The following is an 18662-nucleotide window of genomic DNA, read 5'->3' on the forward strand; positions in this document are numbered from 1 at the left end:
GAATGTCCGTTCGTCGACTAGCCGAAGATCGCGTCCAGCCCGCCAGCTTCTCCTTTAACGAGGAGAATGCGGCCTGGGCCGAGAAGACCATTCGCAAATATCCTGAAGGCCGCCAGCAATCGGCGGTCATCCCGCTTCTGATGCGGGCGCAGGAACAGGAAGGATGGGTGACGCGTGCGGCGATCGAATACGTCGCCGACATGCTCGCGATGCCCTATATCCGCGTGCTTGAAGTGGCGACCTTCTACACCCAGTTCCAACTGAAACCGGTCGGCACCCGCGCCCACATCCAGGTCTGCGGCACGACGCCCTGCATGCTGCGCGGCGCCGAGGGGCTGATCGAGGTCTGCAAGCACAAGATCCACCACGATCCCTTCGAGCTCAATGCCGACGGCACGCTGTCGTGGGAAGAGGTCGAGTGTCAGGGCGCCTGCGTCAACGCGCCGATGGTGATGATCTTCAAGGATTCCTACGAAGACCTGACGCCGGCACAGCTCGAAGACATCATCGACCGCTTCGAGGCGGGCAGGGGTGCCGAGGTGAAGCCGGGCCCGCAGACCGACCGCATCTATTCGGCGCCGGCCGGTGGTCCGACCGCGCTGGTCGACGCGACCTCAGGCAAGAGGACGACGGCAAAGGCGCCGCCCGCCGGCGAAGAGACCGTCCACGTTCCGCCGGCCAATGCCGGCCGGCCCGACAGTTCGGCGGACGAGACCAATCCCGCCGTCCGCTCGCCGGCCAACGGCAAGACCGCCGTTCCGGGCGGCCCGGAAGTGAAGCCGGCCCGCAAGCGTGCGACGCCTGCGAGCGACGAAATCAAGGAAGTCATCTCCGAGACCGCCGCGGCCGATGCCGCCGGCAAGGGACCGGTCGACGCGAGCGCGCGGGACGACAAGAACCGTCCCGCCGGGATCGAGAAGCCGGCCACCCCGGACGACCTGAAGATGATCTCCGGCGTCGGTCCTAAGATCGAAGCCATTCTCCACGAGCTCGGCATCTATACTTTCGCGCAGATCGCTGCCTGGAAGAAGGCCGAACGCGAATGGGTCGACGGCTATCTGAAGTTCGGCGGCCGCATCGAGCGGGACGACTGGGTCAAGCAGGCCAAGGCGCTCGCCAAGGGCGGCGAGGCCGAATACATCAAGGTCTTCGGCAAGAAGCCGCGGTAAGAGGTTAGAATATGTTGAAGGATCAGGATCGCATCTTTACCAACATCTACGGCCTCAAGGACAAGTCCCTGAAGGGCGCCATGAGCCGTGGCCATTGGGATGGAACCAAGCAGCTGCTCGAAAAGGGCCGTGACTGGATCATCAACGAGGTGAAGGCGTCCGGCCTGCGCGGCCGCGGCGGTGCGGGCTTCCCGACCGGCCTCAAGTGGTCGTTCATGCCGAAGGAATCCGACGGTCGTCCGCATTACCTCGTCGTAAACGCCGACGAATCCGAGCCCGGCACCTGCAAGGACCGCGATATCCTGCGCCACGATCCGCACACGCTGATCGAAGGCTGTGTGATTGCATCCTTCGCCATGGGCGCCCATCATGCCTTCATCTACGTGCGCGGCGAGTTCATGCGCGAACGTGAAGCCCTCCAGGCCGCTATCGATGAGTGCTACGAATACGGCCTGCTCGGCAAGAACAACAAGCTCGGCTATGACATCGACATCATCGTGCATCACGGTGCCGGTGCCTATATCTGCGGCGAGGAAACCGCGCTGCTCGAAAGCCTTGAGGGCAAGAAGGGCCAGCCGCGCCTGAAGCCGCCGTTCCCGGCGAATATGGGGCTCTATGGCTGCCCGACGACGGTCAACAACGTCGAGTCGATCGCCGTGACCCCGACGATCTTGCGTCGCGGCGCCGGCTGGTTCTCCAGCTTCGGCCGTCCGAACAATGTCGGCACCAAGCTTTTCATGATCTCGGGCCACGTCAACACGCCCTGCACGGTCGAAGAGAGCATGGGCATCACCTTCCGCGAAATGATCGAGAAGCACGCCGGCGGTATCCGCGGCGGCTGGGACAATCTCCTGGCGGTCATCCCCGGCGGCGCATCCTGCCCGGTCGTTAAGGCCGAAGACATGATGGACGTCGTTCTCGACTTCGACGGTCTACGCGAGGTCAAGTCGTCTTTCGGTACCGGCGGCATGATCGTCATGGACAAGTCGACCGACATCATCAAGGCCATCTGGCGCATCTCGGCATTCTTCAAGCACGAGAGTTGCGGCCAGTGCACGCCTTGCCGCGAAGGCACCGGCTGGATGATGCGGGTCATGGAGCGCATGGTGAAGGGCAATGCCCAGAAACGCGAGATCGACATGCTGTTCCAGGTAACGAAGCAGATCGAGGGCCACACAATCTGTGCACTCGGCGATGCCGCGGCATGGCCGATCCAGGGCCTCATCCGTAATTTCCGGCCCGAAATCGAGGCGCGGATCGATCAGTATACACGCAATGCCATGGCGCACGGCGTCGTGCTGGAAGCGGCCGAGTAAGGACAACCGGACGATGGCGAAGGCAAAGGACCAGACACGGGAGGGAGTTGCGGCGAAGCCGGTCGACTTCGGCCGTGCGTCCGATGCCGCGCCGGAAGCGGCCGGTCTGCCGTTGCACCCGCTGATGGCGCATCCCGCCGCAGCGCTTGCCGCGATGACGGCGGTCGGCTTCGGTTTCGCGACCCAGATGGCGAGCATCTTCCTCGGTTCGCTGCAGGGGGCGCTGGAGGCGACCGAGAAGCTCGCCCGCAAGGTCGACGACGAGAGGGCGCAGGATAAGCGTCCGGCACCGCCATCTGACTCGGTAGCGAAGACGGCCACGCGGAAACCCGCCGCAAAGGTGAAGCGTGCGGCCAAGGTACCGGCTGCGAAGACGCCGGTTGCCAAGGCGGCTCCGGCGAAATCGATGAAGGCGACGCCGGTCGTCGCAGCGCCTGTTGCTTCGAAAGCAGCAACGCCGAAGCCCGCGAAGGCGGCTTCCAGGGGACGCGGCAAGGCCGACGACCTGAAGAAGATTTCCGGCATCGGGCCGAAGCTCGAGCAGGTTCTGAACGGCGTGGGCGTCACCCGTTTTGCCGACATCGCCGGCTGGAGCGACAAAGATGTGGCGCGCATTGATGCCGAGATCGGTCTCGACGGCCGCATCGTCCGCGACGGTTGGGTGGCGCAGGCGAAGGCACTGAAGGAGGGCGGGGCGTGACGCAGCACCTCGCCGAACTCAACATTGCGCGTCTGCGCTATCCGCTGGAGGACCCGCGGGTTGCGGCCTTCGTCAAGGCGCTCGATCTCGTCAACGGTATTGCCGAGCGGTCGGAAGGCTTCGTCTGGCGGCTGAAGGACGAGAGCGGCAACGCGACCGCGATCGATGGTTTCGACGATCCGCTGGTGATCGTCAACATGAGTGTCTGGCGCGACGTCGCGTCATTCGAGAACTTCGTATGGAAGACCGTTCACCGGCAGTTCTATGCCCGCCGCGCGGAATGGTTCGAGATCATGGAAAAGCAGCATTTCGTCATGTGGCATGTCGCTGCGGGAGAGATCCCCACGGTGGCCGCGGCGAAAGAGCGGCTCGACGAATTGAACAAGCACGGCAACAGCGACAGGGCTTTCGGCTGGTCGCACTTGCCGGAGGTGAAACTCTGGCAACATGCGCGGTGTGCGTGAGACAGGAAGGCGAATATGGCAAAGCTGAAAGTCGACGGTAAAGAGATCGAAGTTCCGGATCATTTCACGCTGTTGCAGGCGTGCGAGGAAGCCGGCGCCGAAGTCCCGCGCTTTTGTTTTCACGAGCGGCTGTCGGTCGCCGGCAATTGCCGCATGTGTCTCGTGGAAGTGAAGGGCGGCCCGCCGAAGCCGGCGGCCTCCTGCGCCATGGGTGTGCGCGATATCCGCGGCGGCCCGAACGGCGAACTGCCGGAAGTCTTCACCAACACGCCGATGGTCAAGAAGGCCCGCGAAGGCGTGATGGAATTCCTGCTGATCAACCATCCGCTGGATTGCCCGATCTGCGACCAGGGCGGCGAATGCGACCTCCAGGACCAGGCGATGGCCTTCGGCGTCGACAGCTCGCGCTATTCGGAAAACAAGCGCGCCGTCGAGGACAAGTATATCGGCCCGCTCGTCAAGACTGTGATGAACCGCTGCATCCACTGCACGCGTTGCGTCCGCTTCACGACGGAAGTCGCCGGCATTGCCGAGCTCGGCCTGATCGGCCGCGGCGAGGATGCCGAGATCACCACCTATCTCGAGCAGGCGATGACCTCCGAGCTGCAGGGTAACGTCATCGACCTCTGCCCGGTCGGCGCGCTGACATCGAAGCCGTTTGCGTTCACCGCCCGCCCGTGGGAGCTCGGCAAGACCGAATCGATCGACGTCATGGACGCCGTCGGCTCGGCCATCCGCGTCGATACCCGCGGTCGCGAAGTCATGCGCATCATGCCGCGCGTCAACGAGGCGATCAACGAAGAGTGGATTTCCGACAAGAGCCGCTTCATCTGGGACGGCCTGAAGACGCAGCGCCTCGACCGGCCCTATGTCCGCCGTGACGGCCGCCTGCAGCCGGCGAGCTGGAGCGAGGCATTCGCGGCCGTCAAGGCCGCCGTTGCCGCGACCTCGGGCGACAAGATCGGCGCGATTGCCGGCGACCTCGCCTCCGTCGAGGAAATGTACGCGCTGAAGGAACTCGTTTCCGCACTCGGCTCGACCAATATCGACTGCCGTCAGGACGGCGCCGCCCTCGATCCGTCGCTTGGCCGCTCGACCTACATCTTCAATCCGACGATCGAGGGCATCGAGTCCGCTGACGCGCTGCTCATCGTCGGCGCCAATCCGCGCTTCGAAGCGGCCGTCCTCAACGCCCGCATCCGCAAGCGGTGGCGCCGCGGCGGCTTCCCGATCGGTGTGATCGGCGAAGGCGGTGAACTGCGCTACCAGTACGACTACCTCGGCGCTGGCTCTGAGACGCTCGCCGACCTCGTCGCCGGCAAGGGCGCCTTCGTCGACGTGCTGAAGAATGCCAAGGCCCCGATGATCATCGTAGGGCAGGGGGCTCTCGCCGGTGAAGACGGCGCGGCCGTCCTCGCGAACGTTGCCAAGCTCGCGGTCGCCGTCGGAGCCGTCTCGCCGGAATGGAACGGCCTCGCCGTCCTGCACACTGCTGCCGCCCGCGTCGGTGGCCTCGACCTCGGCTTCGTGCCGGGTGCGAACGGTGCGTCGGCCCGTGCGATGCTGGGCTCGATGGACGTGCTCTTCCTTCTTGGGGCCGACGAGCTCGACTTCGGCAAGAAGGGGCAGACGTTCACCGTCTATATCGGTAGCCACGGCGATGCCGGTGCGCACAGCGCGGACGTCATTCTGCCGGGTGCCGCCTATACGGAAAAGTCCGGCACCTGGGTTAACACCGAAGGCCGCGTCCAGATGGGTAACCGCGCCGGCTTCGCGCCGGGCGAGGCCCGCGAGGACTGGGCGATCATCCGCGCGCTTTCCGACGTGCTCGGAAAGAAGCTGCCGTTTGATTCGCTGCAGGCTCTTCGCGCCAGGCTCTATGCCGCTTACCCGCACTTCGCCGAGATCGACGAGATCGCAGCAGGTTCGGGTGACGAAATTGCCGCGCTTGCGAAAAAAGCCGGGCAGATGACCAAATCCGGGTTTGCGTCGCCGATCAAAGACTTCTATTTGACGAACCCGATCGCGCGTGCTTCGGCCGTGATGGCCGAATGCTCGGCATTGGCCCGCAACAATTTCAAGGCTGCGGCAGAGTAAGGGCAGGGGAACATGGACTCTTTCGTTTCAACCTATGTCTGGCCGGCGGCCATCATGATCGCCCAGTCGCTGCTGCTGCTGGTCGCCCTGCTGCTATTCATCGCCTATGTCCTGCTTGCCGACCGCAAGATCTGGGCGGCCGTGCAGATGCGCCGCGGTCCGAACGTCGTCGGCCCGTGGGGGCTCTTCCAGTCCTTCGCCGACCTGCTGAAATTCGTCTTCAAGGAACCGGTCATTCCGGCCGGTGCCAATAAGGGCGTCTTCCTGCTTGCACCGCTCGTCGCGGTGATGCTGGCACTCGCTACATGGGCGGTCGTGCCGCTCGCCGACGGCTGGGTAATCGCCAACATCAATGTCGGCATTCTCTACGTTTTCGCGATCTCTTCGCTCGAGGTCTACGGCATCATCATGGGCGGCTGGGCTTCGAACTCGAAGTACCCGTTCCTCGGCGCGCTGCGTTCGGCAGCGCAAATGGTGTCCTATGAAGTCTCGATCGGCTTCGTGATCGTCACCGTGCTGCTCTGCGTAGGCTCGCTCAATCTCTCGGACATCGTCTACGCCCAGAAGGACGGTATTGGCACCATGCTCGGCATGCCGAGCTCCTTCCTCGACTGGCACTGGCTGGCACTGTTCCCGATGTTCATCGTCTTCTTCATCTCGGCGCTCGCCGAGACGAACCGCCCGCCCTTCGACCTGCCGGAAGCGGAATCGGAACTGGTCGCCGGCTTCATGGTCGAATACGGCTCGACCCCGTACATGATGTTCATGCTCGGTGAATATGCCGCTATCGTGCTGATGTGTGCGCTCACCACCATACTGTTCCTCGGTGGCTGGCTGCCGCCGGTCGACATCGCTGTCCTTAACTGGGTGCCCGGCATCGTCTGGTTCGTCCTCAAGGCGTCGATGGTGTTCTTCATGTTCGCGATGGTGAAGGCCTTTGTGCCGCGCTACCGCTACGACCAACTGATGCGTCTCGGCTGGAAGGTCTTCCTGCCGCTCTCGCTCGCCATGGTCGTCATCGTTGCATTCGTGCTGAAGCTGATGGGATGGGCATGATGATGTCCGTTCCGTCCCTCGGCAGATTTGGAGGTTAAGATGGCTGGTCTCTCCCAGGCTATCAATTCCCTGTTCCTGAAGGAGTTCGTCGGCGCCTTCTTCCTGTCGATGCGCTACTTCTTTGCGCCCAAGGCCACGATCAACTATCCCTTCGAGAAGGGGCCGCTGTCGCCGCGCTTCCGTGGTGAGCATGCGCTGCGCCGCTACCCGAACGGCGAAGAACGCTGCATCGCCTGCAAGCTCTGCGAGGCGATCTGTCCGGCCCAGGCGATCACCATCGAGGCCGGCCCGCGCCGCAACGACGGCACCCGCCGCACGGTTCGCTACGACATCGACATGGTGAAGTGCATCTATTGCGGTTTCTGTCAGGAAGCCTGCCCGGTCGAGGCGATTGTCGAGGGGCCGAATTTCGAGTTCGCCACCGAGACGCGCGAAGAACTTTATTTCGACAAGGCGCGGCTTCTCGACAACGGCGATCGCTGGGAACGGGAAATCGCGCGCAACATCGCGCTGGATGCTCCGTACCGCTGATCGGCGGGCGACATCGACCGAAGGCGGCGCCGGCAAGCGGGGCCGCCGCGGCACATGAGTTTTGAACAGGGGCGTCCAGCCGGTAGGGGATTACCGGCAGCGGCCCATCGGACGGCGGCGCGGACGCGCGTCCCGGGGAAGATGAAAAGGCACCAACATGGGTCTTCAGGCTCTTTTTTTCTATCTCTTTGCCTTTGTCGCCGTGGCTTCGGCGTTCATGGTGATCTCGGCTCGGAACCCGGTCCACTCGGTTCTGTTCCTCATCCTCACCTTCGTTAACGCCGCCGGCCTGTTCCTCCTGACGGGCGCGGAATTCCTGGCGATGATCCTGCTGGTCGTTTATGTCGGCGCCGTGGCTGTGCTCTTCCTCTTCGTCGTGATGATGCTCGACATCGACTTCGCCGAGCTCAGGTCCGGCGCGCTGAAATATGCGCCGATCGCCACACTCATCGGTGTCGTGGTGGCGGCGGAACTGGTGCTCGTCATCGGCGGCAGCGTCATCTCGCCGGAAGCGATGAACGCGGTGACCATGCCGATCCCGGCACTTGCCGAACGCCAGAATACCGCAGCCCTCGGCGATGTGCTCTATACGAATTACGTCTACTTCTTCCAGATCGCCGGCCTGGTGCTGCTGGTGGCGATGATCGGCGCAATCGTGCTGACGCTGCGCCACCGCACCAACATCAAGCGGCAGGATATTTCCAGACAGGTTGCCCGCACGCCCGCGACCGCCGTCAAGGTGGTCAAGGTCAAGCCGGGGCAGGGTGTCTGAGGCAGCACGAGGTCAAGGAACAGAAAACATGGAAATCGGTCTTTCCCATTACCTGACGGTCAGTGCCATTCTCTTCGCCCTCGGCGTGTTCGGCATTTTCCTGAACCGCAAGAACGTCATCATCATCCTCATGTCGATCGAGCTGATCCTGCTCGCCGTCAACGTGAACATGGTGGCGTTCTCCGCCTTCCTCAACGACATGGTCGGCCAGGTCTTTGCCCTGTTCATCCTGACCGTCGCTGCGGCAGAAGCGGCGATCGGTCTTGCTATTCTCGTTGTCTTCTACCGCAACCGCGGCTCCATCGCCGTCGAAGACATCAATATGATGAAGGGCTGATAAAGCTATGATTTTGTATAAGGCTATCGTCTTTCTTCCGCTGATCGGCGCGCTGATCGCCGGCCTGTTCGGTCGCCAGATCGGCGCCAAGGCCTCCGAATACATCACCAGCGGCCTGATGATCGTCACGGCGGTTCTGTCGTGGATCGTCTTCGTCAACGTCGGTTTCGGCGAGGGGCACGAGGTCATCAAGGTCTCCGTGCTGCGCTGGATCCAGTCCGGCGGCATCGACGTCGAATGGTCGCTGCGGATCGACACGCTGACCGCCGTCATGCTGGTCGTCGTCAACAGCGTCTCGACGCTGGTCCACATCTACTCGATCGGCTACATGCACCACGATCCGGACCGGCCGCGCTTCTTCTCCTATCTGTCGCTGTTCACCTTCGCCATGCTGATGCTGGTGACCTCCGACAACCTCTTGCAGATGTTCTTCGGCTGGGAAGGCGTCGGTCTCGCCTCGTACCTGCTCATCGGCTTCTGGTTCAAGAAGCCGTCGGCCTGCGCCGCGGCGATGAAGGCCTTCATCGTCAACCGCGTCGGTGACTTCGGCTTCATCCTCGGCATTGCCGGCATTTTCGTGCTGTTCGGCTCGATCAACTTCGAGACCATCTTCGCCGCTGCGCAGACCTATCTGCCGGCCGAAGGCGCGGAAGGCGGCGAAGCCGTCATCAACCTCTTCGGCATGAGCCTCGACAAGGCAAATGCGATGACCGCCGTCTGTCTGCTGCTGTTCATGGGCGCCATGGGCAAGTCGGCGCAGTTCCTGCTGCACACCTGGCTGCCGGACGCGATGGAAGGTCCGACCCCGGTTTCGGCGCTCATCCATGCCGCAACCATGGTCACCGCCGGCGTCTTCCTCGTCGCCCGCATGTCGCCGCTCTTCGAACTCTCGCCGGATGCGCTGACCTTCGTCACGCTGATCGGTGCGATCACCGCCTTCTTCGCGGCGACCGTCGGTCTGGTGCAGAACGACATCAAGCGCGTCATCGCCTATTCGACCTGCTCGCAGCTCGGCTATATGTTCGTGGCGCTGGGCGTCGGAGCCTATGGCGCGGCGATCTTCCACCTCTTCACGCACGCCTTCTTCAAGGCACTGCTCTTCCTCGGCGCCGGCTCGGTCATCCATGCCGTCGACGGCGAACAGGACATGCGCTACATGGGCGGCCTCAGGAAGCACATTCCGCTCACCTTCTGGGCGATGACCATCGGTACGCTGGCGCTGACCGGCGTCGGCGTCCCCGGAACCATGTTCGGTTTCGCCGGCTTCTTCTCCAAGGACGTCATCATCGAGTCGGCCTATGCCTCGCATTCGGCAGTCTCGGGCTTCGCCTTCACGCTGCTCGTCATCGCGGCGCTGTTCACGAGCTTCTATTCGTGGCGCCTTGCCTTCCTCACCTTCTTCGGCAAGCCGCGGGCATCCGCCGACGTCATGCACCACGTGCATGAATCGCCAATGGTGATGCTCGCTCCGCTCGCGCTGCTGGCGCTCGGTGCGGTCTTCGCCGGTGTTCTCTTCGAAGGCTACTTCTTCGGCCACGAATACGGCGAGTTCTGGAAGGGCGCGCTCTTTACCCTGCCGGAAAACGAGATCCTCGAACAGTTCCACGGCGTTCCGACCTGGGTGAAGTGGAGCCCGTTCGTTGCGATGCTGACCGGTTTCGTGACGGCCTGGTACATGTACATCAAGTCGCCCTCGACCCCGAAGGTTCTGGCCGAGCAGCACCGCGTGCTCTACCAGTTCCTGCTCAACAAGTGGTACTTCGACGAACTCTACGATCTTCTCTTCGTCCGCTCGGCCAAGGCCCTCGGCCGGTTCCTGTGGAAGAAGGGTGACGTCGGCGTCATCGACACCTACGGCCCGAACGGCGTCGCCGCGGCCGTGGTCGACGTGACCCAGAAGGTCGTACGCCTGCAGTCTGGCTACCTCTACCACTATGCCTTCGCGATGCTGATCGGCGTTGCGGCCCTCATTACCTGGATGATGCTCGGGAGTTCCTTCTGATGACCGATTGGCCCATTCTTTCAACGGTCACCTTCCTGCCGCTGGTCGGCGTGGCGCTTCTCCTGCTGACCCGGGAGGATACGGCACTCGGCCGCCGCAATATCCGCAACGTGGCGCTGCTGACGACGGTCTTTACCTTCGTCGTGTCGCTCTTCATCTGGATCGGCTTCGACAATTCGAACCCCGGCTTCCAGATGGTGGAAAAGCATGCCTGGCTAGGAACCGGTATCTCGTATCACGTCGGCGTCGACGGCATCTCGATGCTGTTCGTCATCCTGACGACCCTACTCATGCCCTTCTGCATCCTCGCGAGCTGGGTCTCGATCGAGAAGCGCCTGAAGGACTACATGATCGCCTTCCTGCTCCTCGAAACCCTGATGATCGGGGTATTCGTGGCGCTCGACATCGTGCTGTTCTACGTCTACTTCGAGGCCGGCCTCATCCCGATGTTCATCATCATCGGCGTCTGGGGCGGCAAGGATCGCGTCTACGCGTCCTACAAGTTCTTCCTCTACACGCTCGCCGGCTCGGTGCTGATGCTGATCGCCATCATGGCGATGTATTGGGATGCCGGCACGACCGACATCACCCAGCTTCTCGCGCACAAGTTCCCGGCGCAGATGCAGACCTGGCTATGGCTCGCCTTCTTCGCCTCCTTCGCGGTGAAGATGCCGATGTGGCCGGTCCACACCTGGCTGCCCGATGCGCACGTGCAGGCCCCGACGGCCGGTTCGATGATCCTGGCGGGCATCCTCCTGAAGCTCGGCGGCTACGGTCTCCTGCGCTTCTCGCTGCCGATGTTCCCGCTGGCGTCCGACTATTTCGCGCCGCTCGTCTACACCATGTCCGTGATTGCGATCATCTACACCTCGCTGGTGGCGATGATGCAGGAGGACATGAAGAAGCTGATCGCATACTCGTCGATTGCGCACATGGGCTATGTGACCATGGGCACCTTCGCCGCCAACATGCAGGGCGTGCAGGGTGCAATCTTCCAGATGCTGAGCCACGGCTTCGTGTCGGCCGCTCTCTTCTTCTGCGTCGGCGTCATCTACGACCGACTGCACACCCGCGACATCGCGGCCTATGGTGGGCTGGTGAACAACATGCCGAAATACGCCGTCGCCTTCATGGTCTTCACCATGGCGAATGTCGGCCTTCCGGGCACGTCCGGCTTCATCGGCGAGTTCCTGACCCTGATCGGCGTCTTCCGCGCCAACACGTGGGTTGCGCTCTTCGCGGCGACCGGCGTCATCCTGTCGGCCGCTTACGCGCTCTGGCTCTATCGCCGGGTGGTCTTTGGCGCGCTCGAGAAGGAGAGCCTGAAGGCGATGCTCGACCTCTCGCTCCGCGAGAAGCTCATTCTCTATCCGCTGATTGCGCTCACCATCTTCTTCGGCGTCTATCCGGCTCCGATCTTCGATGCCACGGCCGCCTCGGTCGAGCTTCTGGTGAACAACTACTCGGCAGCATTGCAGGCAGCGCAGGACGTTGCGCTCACGGTGAATTGACGACAGGACCCTTTGGACATGAACGCTGAAACACTCGTTGCAAGCCTGCATCTCGTCACACCGGAACTGATCCTCGCGGTCGGGGCCCTGGTGCTGCTGATGGTTGGCGTATTCTCCGGCGACAAGTCCACGCCGACGGTGACTGGACTTGCCGTGGCGCTGCTGATCGCCTCTGGCCTGTGGATGGTGCTCATACCCGCAGAAGGTTCGGCCTTCGGCGGAGCCTATGTGGCGGACGGTTATGCCCGCTTCATGAAGATCCTCGCGCTGATCGGTTCGGTGACGGCGATGATCATGGCGGTCGGCCATGCCCGCTTCGAACATCTCGACAGGTTCGAGTTCCCGGTCCTCCTGGTGCTGGCGACGCTCGGCATCATGCTGATGATCTCGGCGAACGATCTCATCTCGCTCTATCTCTCGCTGGAACTGCAGTCGCTGGCGCTCTATGTCGTCGCTGCGATCAACCGTGACAGCCTGCGCTCCACGGAAGCGGGCCTGAAGTACTTCGTCCTCGGCGCGCTGTCCTCGGGCATGCTGCTCTACGGCATGTCGCTCGTCTACGGCTTTACCGGCAACACCGGCTTCGACGAGATCGCCAAGGTGCTGATGGCGGGCAAGCCGCAGCTCGGCCTGATCTTCGGTCTCGTCTTCATCCTCGCCGGCCTCGCGTTCAAGATTTCCGCCGTTCCGTTCCACATGTGGACGCCGGACGTCTATGAAGGCGCGCCGACACCGGTCACCGCCTTCCTCGCCGCCGCCCCGAAAATCGGTGCGATGGCGATCTTCGTCCGCCTCGTCATCGGCGCCTTCCAGCCGATCTTCGTCGAATGGCAGCAGGTCGTCGTCTTCATCTCGCTCGCCTCGATGCTGCTGGGTTCGTTCGCCGCGATCGGCCAGCGCAACATCAAGCGACTGATGGCCTATTCCTCGATCGGTCACATGGGCTATGCGCTCGTCGGTCTTGCCGCCGGCTCCAAGACGGGTGTCACGGGCGTCATCATCTACTTGGCGATCTACCTCATCACCACGCTCGGCACCTTCGCCTGCATCATGGCGATGCGCGTCAAGGAAGGCGGCAATGTCGAGAACGTTGACGACCTCGCCGGCCTTTCCACGACCAAGCCGTTCATGGCCGTGGTGCTGAGTGCGCTGATGTTCTCGCTCGCCGGCATCCCGCCGCTCGCAGGCTTCTTCGCGAAGTACTTCGTCTTCGTCGCAGCGGTCGAGGCGCAGCTCTACGGTCTCGCCGTCATCGGCGTGCTCTCCTCGGTGGTCGGTGCCTACTACTACCTGCGCGTCGTGAAGGTCATGTGGTTCGATGACGCGAAGGTCGAGTTCACCCGCATCGCCGGCGAACTTCGCCTGGTCTTCGGTCTGTCGGGTCTCTTCGTCGTCGGCTATCTGCTGGTCGGCGGTCCGCTCGACGTCATGGCCGAGGCCGCAGCCAAGACCCTCTTCTATTGAGCGGGCGCGGCACGTGCCGCCGGTTGTCGGTCGACGACTTTCGGCACGAGGCGCATCGCGTTCTCGCCTCCACCAACAGTGAATGTCTCGCCCGCGCTCGCGCGGGCGATTCCGGTTTTCTGTGGCTGACGGCGGACAGCCAGACTGGCGGTCGTGGCCGCCGCGGCAGGGCATGGGTCTCCGAGCCGGGAAACCTCTACGCCTCGCTGCTTCTCATCGATGCGGCGCCGATGGAGCATATCTCCTCCCTGCCGCTTGCAGTTGCCCTTGCCGTGCATGACGCGATCCGCGCCGTGCTGCCGACGGATGCACCGCCGCTCGAGATCAAGTGGCCGAACGACATCCTGATCGGCCGGGCGAAGACCTGCGGCATCCTTCTGGAAGCGGAGGCGCTGCCCGACGGGCGCCATGCGATCGCGATCGGGATCGGCATCAACATCGTCCGGAAGCCGGAGGGCACGGCCTATCCCGTCACCTCGCTTGTCGAGCACGGCGTGTCGGCTTCGCCGGAAGAACTCTTCGCAAGACTGTTCTCGTCCATGGCCGAGGTGCTGAACCTCTGGGACGCAGGACGGGGGACGGCGGCGGTCGTCGAACGCTGGCGCCGGCACGCCTGCGGCATAGGCGAAAAAATAACGGTCAACCTGCCGGACCGGTCGATTTCCGGTTACTTTGCAGGAATTGATGATAAAGGCTATCTCCTGCTCGATCGCGGCCCGGAAGGGCAGATGGCGATCGCGGCCGGTGATGTGTTCTTTGGTTGAACTGGTACAAGGAAAGAATGGCAAAGAAAGAAGAATTGGTGTTCCTGCCGCTCGGCGGCGTCGGCGAGATCGGTATGAACCTCGCACTATACGGCTATGGAACGCCGTCGAACCGCCAATGGATCATGGTCGACTGCGGGGTGACCTTCCCTGGGCCGGACCTGCCGGGCGTCGACCTCGTGCTTCCCGACATCCGCTTCATCGAGGCGGAGAAGCGCAATCTCAAGGCCATCATCATCACTCATGCCCATGAGGACCACTACGGCGGCCTGAACGACGTCTGGCCGGGTCTCAACGTGCCGGTCTATGCCTCGGCCTTCACCGCCGGGATGCTGGAAGCCAAGCGCGACTACGAGGGCGGACGCGCCGACATTCCGGTGACGCCGTTCAAGGCTGGCGACCGGATCAATGTCGGTCCGTTCAGCATCGAGGCGGTCGGCGTCAATCATTCAATTCCGGAACCGATGTCGCTGGTGATCCGCACGCCGCTCGGCAATGTGATCCACACCGGCGACTGGAAGATCGACCATGCGCCGTCGCTCGGACCGCTGACCGACGAGACGCGCTTCCGCGAACTCGGCGACGAGGGTGTGCTGGCGCTGATGTGCGACAGCACCAATGCCATGCGCGACGGCGTATCGCCGTCCGAGCAGCAGGTGTCCGACGGCCTGCGCCAGATCATCGAAACGGCGGAAGGCCGCGTCGCGATCACCACCTTCTCGTCGAATGTCGGGCGCATCCGCTCGATTGCGCAGGCTGCGGAAGCCGCGGGCCGCGAGGTTCTGCTGCTCGGCAGTTCGTTGAAGCGCGTCGTCGCCGTCGCAGCTGACATCGGACTGATGGAAGGCGTGAAGCCCTTCATCGCCGAGGACGAGTTCGGCTACATCCCGCGTGACAAGGTGGTCGTCATCCTGACCGGCAGCCAGGGCGAGCCGCGGGCGGCGCTCGCCAGGATCGCCCGTGACGAAATGCGCAATGTCGCATTCGCCGCCGGTGACACGATCGTATTTTCCTCGCGCACGATCCCGGGCAACGAGAAGGCGATCCAGGACATCAAGAACGGCCTGGTCGACCAGGGCCTCCACATCGTCACCGACAGCGAGGCGCTGGTTCATGTCTCCGGCCATCCGCGGCGTAACGAGCTTCTGCAGATGTACGAATGGACCCGGCCGCAGATGGTCGTGCCGGTGCATGGCGAGGCCGCGCATCTGACGGCGCAGGCCGAGCTCGCGCTGCAGGCCGGCGTCAAGAGCGTTCCGAAGGTGCGCAACGGCGACATCCTGCGCCTGGCGCCAGGGCCGGCTGAAGTCATCGACCAGGCGCCGTTCGGCCGCGTCTACAAGGACGGCAAGCTCGTCGGCGACTTCGAGGAGATGGGGATCGACGAACGCCGCAAGCTCTCCTATGTCGGTCATGTGTCCGTCAACGTGCTGCTCGACAGCCGTTACGACTTTCTCGGCGATCCGGACGTCGTCGCCTACGGGTTGCCCGAAGTCGACGAGGAAGGCGAGGACATGGAAGACACCCTCTATGACGCCATCCTCGGCGCGGTGGAGAGCATTCCGCGGGTGCGGCGCAAGGATCTCGATGTCGTGCGCGAGAGCATCCGTCGTGCCGTTCGTGCCGCCGCCAACGAGGCCTGGGGCAAGAAGCCGGTGGTGACCGTTTTCGTGACGAAAGTCTGAGTGACGGACGAGCGGTTCCCGTTATAGGGTCCGCCGCGTTCGCAATTTCTGTTTCGTTCGAAGGGAGTATTCCATGCTTGGACGGGTCAACCATGTCGCCATCGCCGTACCGGATCTCGAGACCGCCACGGCCTCCTATCGCGACACGCTGGGTGCTACCGTCTCGGCGCCGCAGTCCCTGCCGGAACACGGCGTCACCGTCGTCTTCGTCGAACTGCCGAACACCAAGATCGAGCTTCTCGAGCCGCTTGGCGCCGACTCGCCGATTGCGGCCTTCCTCGCAAAGAACCCCTCCGGCGGCATGCACCACATCTGCTACGAGGTGGATGACATCCTCGCCGCACGCGACCGGCTGACGGAAAAGGGTGCGCGCGTCCTCGGCGGGGGCGAACCCAAGACCGGCGCGCACGGCAAGCCGGTGCTCTTCCTTCATCCCAAGGATTTCAACGGAACGCTGATCGAGCTCGAACAGCTCTGAGCTTCCTGCCACCGCACCGTTCCGGGCGCGCACAGCGATCTCACCGATCATTGGCTCCGGGGTTTGTGCCCGCCGTCCGTTCGGCTATAAGGTGCCGACGCGGCGAGGCCGCGACTGGAAAAATGACGACGCCCGGGCAGGGTGTCCCGGAGTTCTCGACATGACGTTCGTCTCGGCCTTCGCCGTTTATTTCATCATCTGGTGGATCACCCTGTTCGCCGTTCTGCCGATCGGGATGAGGACGCAGGAGGAGGAGAAGGACGTCGTGCCCGGCAGCGTCGGGAGCGCGCCGGCCCGGTTCCGCGGTGCCCGCGTCGTTCTCCTGACGACGGCCATCTCCGCCGTCATCTACGCGGGGTGGTTCATTGCCTCGAGCTATTTCGGGATCAGTGTCGACAACTTGCCGCAGATCATGCCGCGCTTTGATTGAGACGTTTTCTGTCTCAAGGTGAACTTGACAACCCGGGAGGCGCTGCCATGCGCCTTTTCCGACTCGTTATTGGCGTGCGGAAAGCAAAAAAAAACAAGGTCGTTTGACCTTGTTTGAAAGTATCGCGTGATCCTTAACCTGTTACGGGGCAGCGAACGAGCGCGCCAAAGATCTGATCCTCCCAAGATTTAACCGCGAGTAGGGCAAGAATTTAAGCTCCTTGCCTGTTTTGTGGGCTCACGCTAGCCCAAACTTTGAACGTTGTCACGTCCATTTTTTGTATTTTTGCTACAGTCCGCGAAAAAATTCGATGATGCCCAAATGTCGCAGGCCGGGTCGTCGGAATCGGGTCCGAAGCGCGTGCAAACGCCGGGCGGGCAGGCGATCTGGCGCGTGCGGGCTTCGACCGGCAAGCGCGTCGGACGGCAGGCGGGTTGCGGGTTTTCATCCCCTGCGGAAACAGCTATGAACGCAGCCACACCAACCGTTGCCACGGCTGATTCCGCGAAAATGCGCGGGCGCCATTACCTGTCTGGAATTCGTCATGCGTCTGTCACGCTACTTCATGCCCATCCTCAAGGAAAATCCCAAGGAAGCGGAGATCGTTTCGCACCGCCTGATGCTGCGTGCCGGCATGATCCGCCAGCAGAGCCAGGGGATCTATTCCTGGCTGCCGCTCGGCAAGCGCGTGCTCGACAAGGTCAACAAGATCATCCGCGAGGAGCAGAACCGCGCCGGCGCCATCGAGATCCTGATGCCGACGCTGCAGTCGGCGGAGCTCTGGCAGGAGAGCGGCCGTTATGATGACTACGGCAAGGAGATGCTGCGCATCAAGGACCGGCAGGACCGTCCGATGCTCTACGGCCCGACCAACGAGGAGATGGTCACCGACATCTTCCGTTCCTACGTCAAGTCCTACAAGGACCTGCCGCTGAACCTCTATCATATCCAGCTCAAGTTCCGCGACGAGATCCGTCCGCGCTTCGGCACCATGCGCTCGCGCGAGTTCATGATGAAGGACGCCTATTCCTTCGACCTCACCATGGAAGCGGCGGTGCATTCCTACAACAAAATGTTCGCGGCCTATCTGCGCACCTTCGACCGGCTCGGGCTCCGGGCGATCCCGATGCGCGCCGATACCGGCCCGATCGGCGGCAATCACAGCCACGAATTCATCATCCTCGCCGAGACCGGCGAGTCGGAGGTCTTCTGCCACAAGGATTTCGTCGACTTCGACATTCCGGGCATCGACACTGACTTCGACGACGTCCGGGGCCTGCAGGCGATCTTCGACAAGTGGACCTCGCTCTACGCCGCGACCTCCGAAATGCATGACGAGGCAGCCTTCGCCGCCGTTCCGGAGGGCGAGCGCCTTTCCGCCCGCGGCATCGAGGTTGGCCATATTTTCTACTTCGGCACCAAGTATTCCGAACCGATGGAAGCCAAGGTTCAGGGCCCCGACGGCAAGGAGCACACCGTTCACATGGGATCCTACGGCATCGGTCCGACCCGCCTCGTTCCGGCGATCATCGAAGCCTCACACGACGACACCGGTATCATCTGGCCGGCTTCGGTCGCGCCCTTCGACGTGGTCGTGATCAACATGAAGGCCGGCGACACGGCCTGCGACGCCACCTGCGATGCGATCTATGCTGCGCTTTCGAACGCCGGCAAGGACGTCCTGCTCGACGATACCGACGACCGCGCCGGTACCAAGTTCGCCACTGCAGACCTCATCGGCGTTCCCGTCCAGGTCATCGCCGGTCCGCGCTCCGTCGCCAATGGCGAGGTCGAGCTCAAGGACCGCAAGACCGGTGCGCGTGAAACGATGACGGTCGAGGCGGCCATCAACAAGCTGGTCGGCTGATTGCCGGTCGAGGAGGCGA

Annotated in this window: 17 protein-coding genes; all 17 read left to right on the forward strand. The window is 62.9% G+C overall.

Features of this window, described 5'->3' with window-relative positions; translation table 11 throughout:
* The first annotated feature begins 2 nt into the window (after positions 1 to 2).
* On the forward strand, positions 3 to 1169 hold the full coding sequence (locus tag ACM6UT_RS04690) for an NADH-quinone oxidoreductase subunit E (RefSeq protein ID WP_416796199.1): 1167 nt from the start codon (positions 3 to 5) through the stop codon (positions 1167 to 1169).
* An 11-nt stretch (positions 1170 to 1180) separates the two neighbouring features.
* Entirely contained in the window at positions 1181 to 2485 is a 1305-nt protein-coding gene (gene nuoF, locus ACM6UT_RS04695) for an NADH-quinone oxidoreductase subunit NuoF (RefSeq protein ID WP_416796200.1), read from the forward strand.
* A 13-nt stretch (positions 2486 to 2498) separates the two neighbouring features.
* The gene (locus ACM6UT_RS04700) at positions 2499 to 3185 is read left to right on the forward strand and encodes a 5' DNA nuclease (protein ID WP_416796201.1); all 687 of its coding nucleotides are present in this window, start codon (positions 2499 to 2501) and stop codon (positions 3183 to 3185) included.
* On the forward strand, positions 3182 to 3649 hold the full coding sequence (locus ACM6UT_RS04705; protein WP_416796202.1) for a DUF3291 domain-containing protein: 468 nt from the start codon (positions 3182 to 3184) through the stop codon (positions 3647 to 3649). Before ACM6UT_RS04700 ends, ACM6UT_RS04705 begins: the two co-directional genes overlap by 4 nt.
* Positions 3650 to 3664: 15 nt before the next feature.
* The gene (gene nuoG, locus ACM6UT_RS04710; protein ID WP_416796203.1) at positions 3665 to 5746 is read left to right on the forward strand and encodes an NADH-quinone oxidoreductase subunit NuoG; all 2082 of its coding nucleotides are present in this window, start codon (positions 3665 to 3667) and stop codon (positions 5744 to 5746) included.
* Positions 5747 to 5758: 12 nt separating this feature from the next.
* Positions 5759 to 6802 carry an NADH-quinone oxidoreductase subunit NuoH gene (nuoH, locus tag ACM6UT_RS04715; RefSeq protein ID WP_416796204.1) on the forward strand — a complete coding sequence of 348 codons (1044 nt, stop codon included), beginning with the start codon at positions 5759 to 5761 and terminating at the stop codon, positions 6800 to 6802.
* 39 nt (positions 6803 to 6841) lie between these two features.
* Complete coding sequence (nuoI, locus tag ACM6UT_RS04720; protein ID WP_112687148.1) at positions 6842 to 7333, forward strand: NADH-quinone oxidoreductase subunit NuoI; 492 nt, start codon at positions 6842 to 6844, stop codon at positions 7331 to 7333.
* A 157-nt stretch (positions 7334 to 7490) separates the two neighbouring features.
* Positions 7491 to 8105, forward strand: a complete 615-nt coding sequence (locus ACM6UT_RS04725; RefSeq protein ID WP_416796205.1) for an NADH-quinone oxidoreductase subunit J — start codon at positions 7491 to 7493, stop codon at positions 8103 to 8105.
* A gap of 28 nt (positions 8106 to 8133) precedes the next feature.
* Entirely contained in the window at positions 8134 to 8442 is a 309-nt protein-coding gene (gene nuoK, locus ACM6UT_RS04730; RefSeq protein WP_416796206.1) for an NADH-quinone oxidoreductase subunit NuoK, read from the forward strand.
* A 7-nt stretch (positions 8443 to 8449) separates the two neighbouring features.
* On the forward strand, positions 8450 to 10444 hold the full coding sequence (gene nuoL / locus ACM6UT_RS04735; protein ID WP_416796207.1) for an NADH-quinone oxidoreductase subunit L: 1995 nt from the start codon (positions 8450 to 8452) through the stop codon (positions 10442 to 10444).
* On the forward strand, positions 10444 to 11955 hold the full coding sequence (locus ACM6UT_RS04740; RefSeq protein ID WP_129331224.1) for an NADH-quinone oxidoreductase subunit M: 1512 nt from the start codon (positions 10444 to 10446) through the stop codon (positions 11953 to 11955). The genes nuoL and ACM6UT_RS04740 overlap by 1 nt, the downstream gene beginning before the upstream one ends.
* A gap of 18 nt (positions 11956 to 11973) precedes the next feature.
* On the forward strand, positions 11974 to 13419 hold the full coding sequence (gene nuoN, locus ACM6UT_RS04745; RefSeq protein WP_416796208.1) for an NADH-quinone oxidoreductase subunit NuoN: 1446 nt from the start codon (positions 11974 to 11976) through the stop codon (positions 13417 to 13419).
* Positions 13420 to 13442: 23 nt separating this feature from the next.
* A complete protein-coding gene (locus tag ACM6UT_RS04750; protein WP_416796209.1) occupies positions 13443 to 14183 on the forward strand; it encodes a biotin--[acetyl-CoA-carboxylase] ligase in 741 nt (246 codons plus the stop codon).
* A gap of 17 nt (positions 14184 to 14200) precedes the next feature.
* Positions 14201 to 15868 (forward strand): ribonuclease J, encoded by a 1668-nt coding sequence (locus tag ACM6UT_RS04755; protein ID WP_416796210.1) that lies wholly within the window; start codon positions 14201 to 14203, stop codon positions 15866 to 15868.
* 73 nt (positions 15869 to 15941) lie between these two features.
* Entirely contained in the window at positions 15942 to 16346 is a 405-nt protein-coding gene (gene mce / locus ACM6UT_RS04760) for a methylmalonyl-CoA epimerase (RefSeq protein ID WP_416796211.1), read from the forward strand.
* 160 nt (positions 16347 to 16506) lie between these two features.
* Positions 16507 to 16776 (forward strand): DUF1467 family protein, encoded by a 270-nt coding sequence (locus ACM6UT_RS04765; RefSeq protein ID WP_416796212.1) that lies wholly within the window; start codon positions 16507 to 16509, stop codon positions 16774 to 16776.
* 544 nt (positions 16777 to 17320) lie between these two features.
* The gene (proS, locus tag ACM6UT_RS04770) at positions 17321 to 18643 is read left to right on the forward strand and encodes a proline--tRNA ligase (RefSeq protein WP_416796213.1); all 1323 of its coding nucleotides are present in this window, start codon (positions 17321 to 17323) and stop codon (positions 18641 to 18643) included.
* The last annotated feature ends 19 nt before the right edge of the window (positions 18644 to 18662 follow it).

The organism is Ciceribacter azotifigens, assembly GCF_048159625.1.
Taxonomy (GTDB): Bacteria; Pseudomonadota; Alphaproteobacteria; order Rhizobiales; family Rhizobiaceae; genus Allorhizobium; species Allorhizobium azotifigens.